Annotated in this window: 8 protein-coding genes and 1 rRNA gene; 8 read left to right on the forward strand and 1 reads right to left on the reverse strand. The window is 40.5% G+C overall.

Going from position 1 to position 8,479, the window contains the following annotated elements; translation table 11 throughout:
* Positions 1 to 2 precede the first annotated feature (2 nt).
* The 6 genes from V179_RS0103550 to perR all read left to right on the forward strand — a co-directional run bounded on the left by V179_RS0103550 (position 3) and on the right by perR (position 4,938).
* Positions 3 to 788, forward strand: coding sequence for an ABC transporter permease (locus V179_RS0103550; RefSeq protein ID WP_028390309.1), 786 nt, complete (start codon positions 3 to 5; stop codon positions 786 to 788).
* A gap of 321 nt (positions 789 to 1,109) precedes the next feature.
* Positions 1,110 to 1,532 carry a potassium channel family protein gene (locus tag V179_RS0103555; RefSeq protein WP_028390310.1) on the forward strand — a complete coding sequence of 141 codons (423 nt, stop codon included), beginning with the start codon at positions 1,110 to 1,112 and terminating at the stop codon, positions 1,530 to 1,532.
* A gap of 73 nt (positions 1,533 to 1,605) precedes the next feature.
* Positions 1,606 to 2,076, forward strand: coding sequence for a thioredoxin-dependent thiol peroxidase (gene bcp / locus V179_RS0103560; RefSeq protein ID WP_028390311.1), 471 nt, complete (start codon positions 1,606 to 1,608; stop codon positions 2,074 to 2,076).
* A 12-nt stretch (positions 2,077 to 2,088) separates the two neighbouring features.
* Positions 2,089 to 3,198 (forward strand): aminopeptidase, encoded by a 1,110-nt coding sequence (locus V179_RS0103565; protein ID WP_028390312.1) that lies wholly within the window; start codon positions 2,089 to 2,091, stop codon positions 3,196 to 3,198.
* A 189-nt stretch (positions 3,199 to 3,387) separates the two neighbouring features.
* Positions 3,388 to 4,332 (forward strand): D-2-hydroxyacid dehydrogenase, encoded by a 945-nt coding sequence (locus V179_RS0103570; RefSeq protein WP_028390313.1) that lies wholly within the window; start codon positions 3,388 to 3,390, stop codon positions 4,330 to 4,332.
* Positions 4,333 to 4,500: 168 nt separating this feature from the next.
* Positions 4,501 to 4,938: a peroxide-responsive transcriptional repressor PerR gene (gene perR / locus V179_RS0103575; RefSeq protein WP_152534688.1), complete on the forward strand. Its 438-nt coding sequence runs from the start codon at positions 4,501 to 4,503 to the stop codon at positions 4,936 to 4,938.
* 142 nt (positions 4,939 to 5,080) lie between these two features.
* Here the strand turns inward: perR and V179_RS0103580 are convergent, their stop codons facing one another.
* Positions 5,081 to 5,440 carry a YgzB family protein gene (locus V179_RS0103580; RefSeq protein WP_028390315.1) on the reverse strand — a complete coding sequence of 120 codons (360 nt, stop codon included), beginning with the start codon at positions 5,438 to 5,440 and terminating at the stop codon, positions 5,081 to 5,083.
* A 177-nt stretch (positions 5,441 to 5,617) separates the two neighbouring features.
* Here V179_RS0103580 and V179_RS0103585 point away from each other — a divergent pair, with 177 nt between their 5' ends.
* Both V179_RS0103585 and V179_RS0103590 read left to right on the forward strand, forming a co-directional pair.
* Positions 5,618 to 6,484, forward strand: a complete 867-nt coding sequence (locus tag V179_RS0103585; protein WP_028390316.1) for a nucleotidyltransferase-like protein — start codon at positions 5,618 to 5,620, stop codon at positions 6,482 to 6,484.
* A 271-nt stretch (positions 6,485 to 6,755) separates the two neighbouring features.
* Positions 6,756 to 8,308, forward strand: a 16S ribosomal RNA gene (locus V179_RS0103590).
* Positions 8,309 to 8,479 lie beyond the last annotated feature (171 nt).

The raw sequence follows: 8,479 nt of genomic DNA on the forward strand, positions 1-8,479 counted from the left end.
TTATGTTTTATGTAACTATGTTTTTTCAATATATGAGCCAATATATGAAAACTCGGTTAGAATACAGAGCTGATCTTGTTGTAGAAATGATTTCTGACTTGCTAAATCAGACAGTGAACTTAGTTTTTATCCTTGTTGTATTTGGACATACACAATTTTTAAGCGGCTGGAGCCGTGATGAAATTATCTTTATTTATGGTTTTTTTCTTATTCCGTTTGCTTTGTTCAGTTCCTTTTTTAACATTTGGGACTTCAATGAACGATATATTGTGAAAGGGGAGATGGATCGGATATTAACACGGCCGATACATAGTTTGTTTCAAGTTATTCTTGAGCGAATGGAGCTTGAATCGCTTTTTGGTGTTGTGACTGGACTCGTGATTGTCGTGTATGCTGGGACTTCTTTAAACCTATCCATTAATTGGTACGATCCGTTTTTGTTTATCTTATTTGCGATTGGTGGAGCACTAGCATATGCGGCTATTTTCATTGCTATTGCGAGTATTGGTTTTTGGTCGGATGCGAAAACCTCCATTATGCCAATGATGTACAATATCGGTAACTATGGCCGCTATCCGGTTGATATTTACAATAAAGTCATCCGCTTTCTGTTAACGTGGGTACTACCGTTCGCCTTTGTAGGCGTATATCCAGCCGCCTACTTCCTTGGGAAAAAAGAATGGTACGCTTTTTCCTTTGCAACACCATTAATCGGAATCATCTTCTTTATGCTAGCCATCCTTATCTGGAATAAAGGGGTACGCAAATACCGAGGTGCCGGGAATTAAATCGGGAAATGGGGTCTGACCCCTGCATAAAACTCAAAAACCCTTGATATAACAAGGGTTTTTGAGTTTTTAGAAACTTGGGAAATAGGGTCTGACCCCAATTTCGTTCCTTTTCGCATATATGGGCTGGACAAGGAGTAGGTATAGTATGAGGGAGTTTTATCCTGGTATATCCGAAGAAAGTTTCACTTTATCCCGCATTAACGGGCAGTAACCCCCACCTTAAGGTGTAGAGAGTAATCGAAGAAGTGTAGGTGGGGGTTACTGCCCGTAAAAACCCACTGATTGAAGTTTCACTTTATCGTGAAAAGAGGAATGGGAATGACTTTTTATGCATTATTCATTGCTATTATTTTTTGTATGGTCATGAGTATTCGTACATTATTCTTGACTACCGGTGATAAGAAACGGTTTTCGATGGAAACACTTGGATGGGCGATTAATCTATATGCCACGATCTTAATTGGTTTTGCTTTAATATATCTTTTATTTGAACTGCAAAATCATTCAGTCATACTTGATAATGGCAAGAGAGTAGAAGGGGACTTCTTCCAACAATTACAAACCTCATTTTATTTCAGTGCGATGACAATGTTTTCTGTCGGTTACGGTGATATCAGTCCGATCGGGATCGGAAGAATGGTAGCGACGATTCAAGCGTTCGTCGGCTATGCACTACCGGTAGCCTTCGTAATTCGAACGGTGAGCAGCGAGATGGATCAGTATGAACGAAATAAGAGGTGAAAGTTGTCTTTGCTGATAAAATTAGGTACCCTAATTTATAGAACATATAGTATAGAAACTGGAGGCTATCAAAATGAAATTACAAGTAGGAGAAAAAGCACCGGATTTTACACTACAGGCAAGTGAAGGCGGGGAAGTTTCATTATCTGACTACCTAGGGAAAAATATCGTTCTTTTTTTCTACCCGAAGGATATGACACCAGGATGTACAACAGAAGCATGTGATTTCAGAGATCAGCATACACAGTTTGGAGAGCTTAATGCGGTTATCCTTGGAATCAGTCCGGATCCTATTGCTAGCCATAAAAAATTTATCGACAAACACGGCCTGCCATTTACATTATTAGCGGATGAACATCATGAAGTGGCTGAAACATATGAAGTATGGAAGTTAAAGAAAAATTTCGGCAAAGAATATATGGGAATAGAACGCTCGACCTTTTTAATCGACGAAAAAGGAACGCTAGTCAAAGAATGGCGTAAAGTAAAGGTTAAAGGCCATGTTGAAGAAGCACTCGAATACTTGCGAAACAAAGCAGAATAAGCGAGGGATACGATGAGAGACGAACGACTAAATAAACTGGCAAAGCTCCTTTTGACACATTCGATAAAACTAAAAGCGGGTGAGCGAGTATTAATAAGAGGGCATTACAATGCAAAACCGTTGATGAAAGAATTAATTGATGAAACGTATAAACTAGGAGCCTATCCATACATTGATATTATGGATGATGAATTAAACCGTCATTTAGCAATGGGGTATGAAAGGGAACAGCTTGAAACGCTAGCATCCTGGATGTTAAAAAAATATGAAGATACAGATGCAGTCATCATTGCCTACGGAGAAGAAAATGATGCCGAGCTTTCAGAAGTCCCGGCAGAGAAGCATCGAATTCGTGGTGAAGCGATGAAGCAGTCGACATTCTTTTATGTCAATAATCGTCGTTGGGTGCTGCTCAATTACCCAACAATGGGTCTTGCACAAAAAGCGGGGATGAGCTTAAGTCGTTTTGAGGACTTTTTATTGGAAGTAAGTACGGCTGATTATGAAAAAATGGACCGTGCTATGCAGCCTTTAAAACAATTAATGGAACGGACTGATCGAGTCCGTCTTGTATCACCAGGAACAGATTTATCTTTTTCAATCAAAGGTATTCCAGCTGTTGTTTGTGCAGGTACAAATAATATTCCGGATGGGGAAGTATTTACCGCTCCGATCAAGGATAGTGTCAATGGAACGATTACTTTTAATACTCCATGTCCATATCAAGGCATGACTTTTCGGAATGTATCATTAACCTTTAAAGAAGGTAAGTTGATCGAAGCTAAGTCTGATCAAACGGAAAAAATGAATGAAATTTTTAATACAGATGCAGGTGCCCGCTATATTGGTGAATTTGCTATTGGAGTAAACCCGTTTATTACAGAACCAATGGGTGATATTCTTTTTGACGAAAAAATTTGCGGAAGTCTTCACTTCACACCGGGTGAGGCCTATGAAGAAGCAGATAATGGAAATCGCTCTAGCGTTCATTGGGATATGGTATTAATTCAACGTCCGGAATATGGTGGAGGCGAAATCTATTTTGACGATGTTTGCATCCGCAAGGACGGCCTATTTACGTTGCCGGAGCTAGAAGGATTAAACCCCGATCAATTAATATAGCCTGCCTATTTTTCTTGGAAAAGGCTTTTGTCCAACTCAATATTTCTATCATTGAATATGTTAAAGTATGGGAATACCTCCTCGAAATAACTTACGCGGGCCTAGTGCTCGCGGTTTTTTATGAAAAAAATAAAGGATGGTGCCATAAATCTTCTAAATAGAAAACAATAATTTATGGGAGGAATTCATATGTTAGTATTATCAACAATTGTGCCATCAAAAACAATTCAAACAGATTTAGAAACAAAGTTCCCGGATATTGACTTTCACTTTCAAGAGGATCTTGAAAAAGGTGCATTATCTGAGGCTGAAGTTTTAATTACATACGGTGAAGATTTAGAAAATCAACATATTCGAAATGCGCCCAAGCTTAAATGGATCATGGTCATGTCTGCAGGCCTTGAAAAAATGCCTTTCGAGGTGATTATCGAAAGAGATATTCTTGTAACAAATGCCCGTGGCATACATAAAATCCCGATGGCTGAATATACATTCGCTATGGTGCTTCTCCACGAAAAAAAAGGAAGGTTGCTGCTTGAAAATGAAAGGAATGCGAAATGGGATCGTGATGTTAGGGTAGGCGAATTAAATGGAAAGACGATGCTTATCCTAGGGACAGGTGCAATCGGTGGTGAAATTGCCCGTATCGCTAAAGCTTTTAATATGAAGACGGTAGGTTTGAATAGAAGTGGTAGGCCAACTGAATATATGGATCATATCGTCCAAAAAAAGGATATCTTAATTGAACTTTCGCAAGCGGATTATATTATATCCATTTTACCGTCCACACATGAAACGAAGGGGTTCGTGAAATCAGAACACTTTAAGGCGATGAAGAATTCTGCGGTATTTGTAAATATTGGCCGAGGAGACGTAGTAGACGAGAATATCCTGCTTTCAGCACTTGCTAATCAAGAAATCGCTCATGCGGTTCTCGACGTATTCGATCCTGAGCCACTAGCGAAGGATCATCCATTCTGGGAAATGGATAATGTGACTGTGACTTCTCATTTATCAAGCAGATCTTATAAGTACCTTCCACGGGCGTTCCAGATTTTTGAACAAAATCTGGCTATTTATCTCGAAGGAAAATCAAATTTTGTGAATGAGGTTGATCCAGAAAAAGGATATTGATTTGGCTGTAAAGAAAAGGAGCCAGTATGATAAAATTAAATCGATATCCTAGGAAATGCGATTGTTTCATACGAGAAGCATTGACAAAGTAAGCCAACCAAAGGTACACTAATTATAAATATTCTAAAGTAAGAATATCTACTTGATAAGAAAAAGAGGTGCATAACGGTGTCCCAAGAGATATTAAAAGAAGCGTTGGAATCATTGAAAGATACCGGAGTACGTATCACCCCTCAACGTCATGCAATTCTTGAGTATTTAATAAACTCGATGTCTCACCCAACTGCAGACGATATTTATAAAGCATTGGAAGGTAAATTTCCAAATATGAGTGTGGCAACAGTTTATAATAATCTTCGAGTATTTCGTGAAGTTGGCCTGGTTAAAGAATTAACGTACGGGGATTCCTCTGCACGTTTCGATTTTGTCACAACAAACCATTACCATGTGATTTGTGAAAAGTGCGGGACAATTGTAGATTTTCACTATCCGGCGTTAGAAGAAGTTGAGCACTTTGCTTCACAGGTAACTGGATTTAAAGTGAATACCCACCGTTTAGAAGTTTACGGAGATTGTCCAGCTTGCCAAGGAAAAAGCTTACACTAAAAAAGGTTCCGCCTTAACTAAGGCAGGAACCTTTTTTAGTGTAGTAACTAGTAAAACTATCTACATAATGACCTTACACAGTCTAAATGGTTCGATCATAGTGAGTTAATTGATAGCATTAGAAAAGAGACGGAGACGCCTCTCATTGTTCTTGTTGAGTTTGTTTACGATTATATTTTTGATCAAATTCTTTACCTTCAAGACTTTTATCAAGCGTTAAACTTTCGTCACAATGCATACAAATATCTACTCTGCCTAATATTTTTGTAGGCTTATTACAGTTTGGACAAATGACCTGCACTGTTTTTGTTGAGAGCATACCAATCCAGAAATAGACGACTGTGCTAGCTACAATAAATAGAAGACCAAGCAGCATGAAAATCGTCATAACTATTGGATGAGATTTGAAAAATATCCCTCCATACATCACAATAAAACCGATGAAGACCAGACTCAGAGCAAATGTCCTGATTTTATTTATTTTACTAGAATATTTCGCCATAGTTGTCCCTCCTGAAATTTTACTATATCATATTTCACTGGGAAAGAAGAGAATATTCAGTAAAAATGTAGAGAATAAAGTAAAGGAAAAAATCTATAAAAGATTGTTCCATTGCAGGGATTATAGTTGAAATGTCGAACAAATAAACATACCACAATTTATTGGGGGAATTAAGAGATGGAAGATATTCTTCGTCCGATTTATCAAGAGCGGGCAAGCATAAAGTCAACACTTGGCATACTTTTAATAGAAAAAAGGAAAAACACAAGTTCAAATACAGACACCTTCGATTATATTTTATTTGTAATTGTAAATGAAGCGGATGAACCGGTTTTTTTAAAGCACTATACATACAAAAATCAAAAAGCAGCTCTGCATATTGTTGAGGAAAAACAACTAAAAGAATGGCTATTGCTGGGCACGAACCGAAAAGTAGTCGATTGGCTTCAAAATGGTAAAATTCTCTATGATCATAATGAATATCTCTACAAACTTAAGACTGAGCTTCGGGAGTTTCCTTTCTATGGACGGAAAATTAAGATCGGTATAGAGTTTGCTAAGTTAATAAGAAGATATATGGATGGAAAAGCATTTTTTGAAGATGGTCATTATTTAGATGCATATAATCATGTGGTCCATTCTTTGCATCATCTCGCTAGATTAGAAGTGATTGATCAAGGGTTTTATCCAGAAGTAACGGTCTGGAATCAGGTTAAATGTATGGAACCTGAAATTTTTAAATTGTATGAAGAACTCGTAAACAGTGAGGAAACAATCGAGAAAAGGCTTGAACTTTTGTTTCTCGCTAGTGAATTTCTTATCTATTCTAGAACCAAAACAGGTTCACAGCATTTATTAGAAATAATGAAAGAAAGACAGGGATACTGGAGCATATCAGAATTAATGGATCATCCTGAACTCGTTCATTATGCTGTTGATTTAAGTGTTTTGTTAGAATACTTAATAGATAAGACTATTATTGAAGTTGTTAAAACAGAGACTAAGGGAAATGAAGTTTATCATCGTAATTATAAAGTACGATAATTTTTTTAAAAAAGTTGTTGACCTAATGTTTTTGTAATGATATATTTATATACGTCGCTGAGGGACACAAGCTTTCACAGCGGCGCAGATACATCTCAGAAAACTTTCAAAAAAACATGTTGACAGTACATGCGATAACGTGTTAATTTAATAAAGTCGTTTTTGAGATTTAGAAGTATTGATTTGCTCTTTGAAAACTGAACAAAACAAAGCGCCAACGTTTTAATTTAAGTGAGAACACACTATAAAAACAAATGAGCAAGTCAAACACTTTTTGGAAAGTTTGATCCTGGCTCAGGACGAACGCTGGCGGCGTGCCTAATACATGCAAGTCGGGCGAATGATTGGGAGCTTGCTCCCATGATTTAGCGGCGGGCGGGTGAGTACCACGTGGGTAACCTACCTGTAAGACTGGGATAACTTCGGGAAACCGGAGCTAATACCGGATAATTTCTTTTCTCGCATGAGAAGAGACGGAAAGACGGTTTCGGCTGTCACTTACAGATGGGCCCGCGGCGCATTAGCTAGTTGGTGAGGTAACGGCTCACCAAGGCCACGATGCGTAGCCGACCTGAGAGGGTGATCGGCCACACTGGGACTGAGACACGGCCCAGACTCCTACGGGAGGCAGCAGTAGGGAATCTTCCGCAATGGACGAAAGTCTGACGGAGCAACGCCGCGTGAGCGAAGAAGGCCTTCGGGTCGTAAAGCTCTGTTGTTAGGGAAGAACAAGTACCAGAGTAACTGCTGGTACCTTGACGGTACCTAACCAGAAAGCCACGGCTAACTACGTGCCAGCAGCCGCGGTAATACGTAGGTGGCAAGCGTTGTCCGGAATTATTGGGCGTAAAGCGCGCGCAGGTGGTTCCTTAAGTCTGATGTGAAAGCCCACGGCTCAACCGGGGAGGGTCATTGGAAACTGGGGAACTTGAGTGCAGAAGAGGAAAGTGGAATTCCACGTGTAGCGGTGAAATGCGTAGAGATGTGGAGGAACACCAGTGGCGAAGGCGATTTTCTGGTCTGTAACTGACACTGAGGCGCGAAAGCGTGGGGAGCGAACAGGATTAGATACCCTGGTAGTCTACGCCGTAAACGATGAGTGCTAAGTGTTAGAGGGTTTCCGCCCTTTAGTGCTGCAGCTAACGCATTAAGCACTCCGCCTGGGGAGTACGGCCGCAAGGCTGAAACTCAAAGGAATTGACGGGGGCCCGCACAAGCGGTGGAGCATGTGGTTTAATTCGAAGCAACGCGAAGAACCTTACCAGGTCTTGACATCCTCTGACAATCCTAGAGAGATAGGACGTTCCCCTTCGGGGGACAGAGTGACAGGTGGTGCATGGTTGTCGTCAGCTCGTGTCGTGAGATGTTGGGTTAAGTCCCGCAACGAGCGCAACCCTTGATCTTAGTTGCCAGCATTTAGTTGGGCACTCTAAGGTGACTGCCGGTGACAAACCGGAGGAAGGTGGGGATGACGTCAAATCATCATGCCCCTTATGACCTGGGCTACACACGTGCTACAATGGATGGTACAAAGAGCTGCGAACCCGCGAGGGTAAGCGAATCTCATAAAGCCATTCTCAGTTCGGATTGTAGGCTGCAACTCGCCTACATGAAGCCGGAATCGCTAGTAATCGCGGATCAGCATGCCGCGGTGAATACGTTCCCGGGCCTTGTACACACCGCCCGTCACACCACGAGAGTTTGTAACACCCGAAGTCGGTGAGGTAACCTCTAAGGAGCCAGCCGCCTAAGGTGGGACAGATGATTGGGGTGAAGTCGTAACAAGGTAGCCGTATCGGAAGGTGCGGCTGGATCACCTCCTTTCTAAGGATATTAAGTGTGGCGCTTATGTTTTGTTCAGTTTTGAATGAGTAATTCATTCAGTAAAATATGAAGTGAATTTGAAGCAAGCTATTCGAGGAAGCGATCGAAGGAGCACCGGATCGGATTTATATACGTGAGGATGCGAGTTAGAGAAGCTGACGAAGAAGAGCG

The organism is Bacillus cihuensis, from assembly GCF_000504145.1.
GTDB classification, from domain to species: domain Bacteria; phylum Bacillota; class Bacilli; order Bacillales; family DSM-1321; genus Peribacillus; species Peribacillus huizhouensis.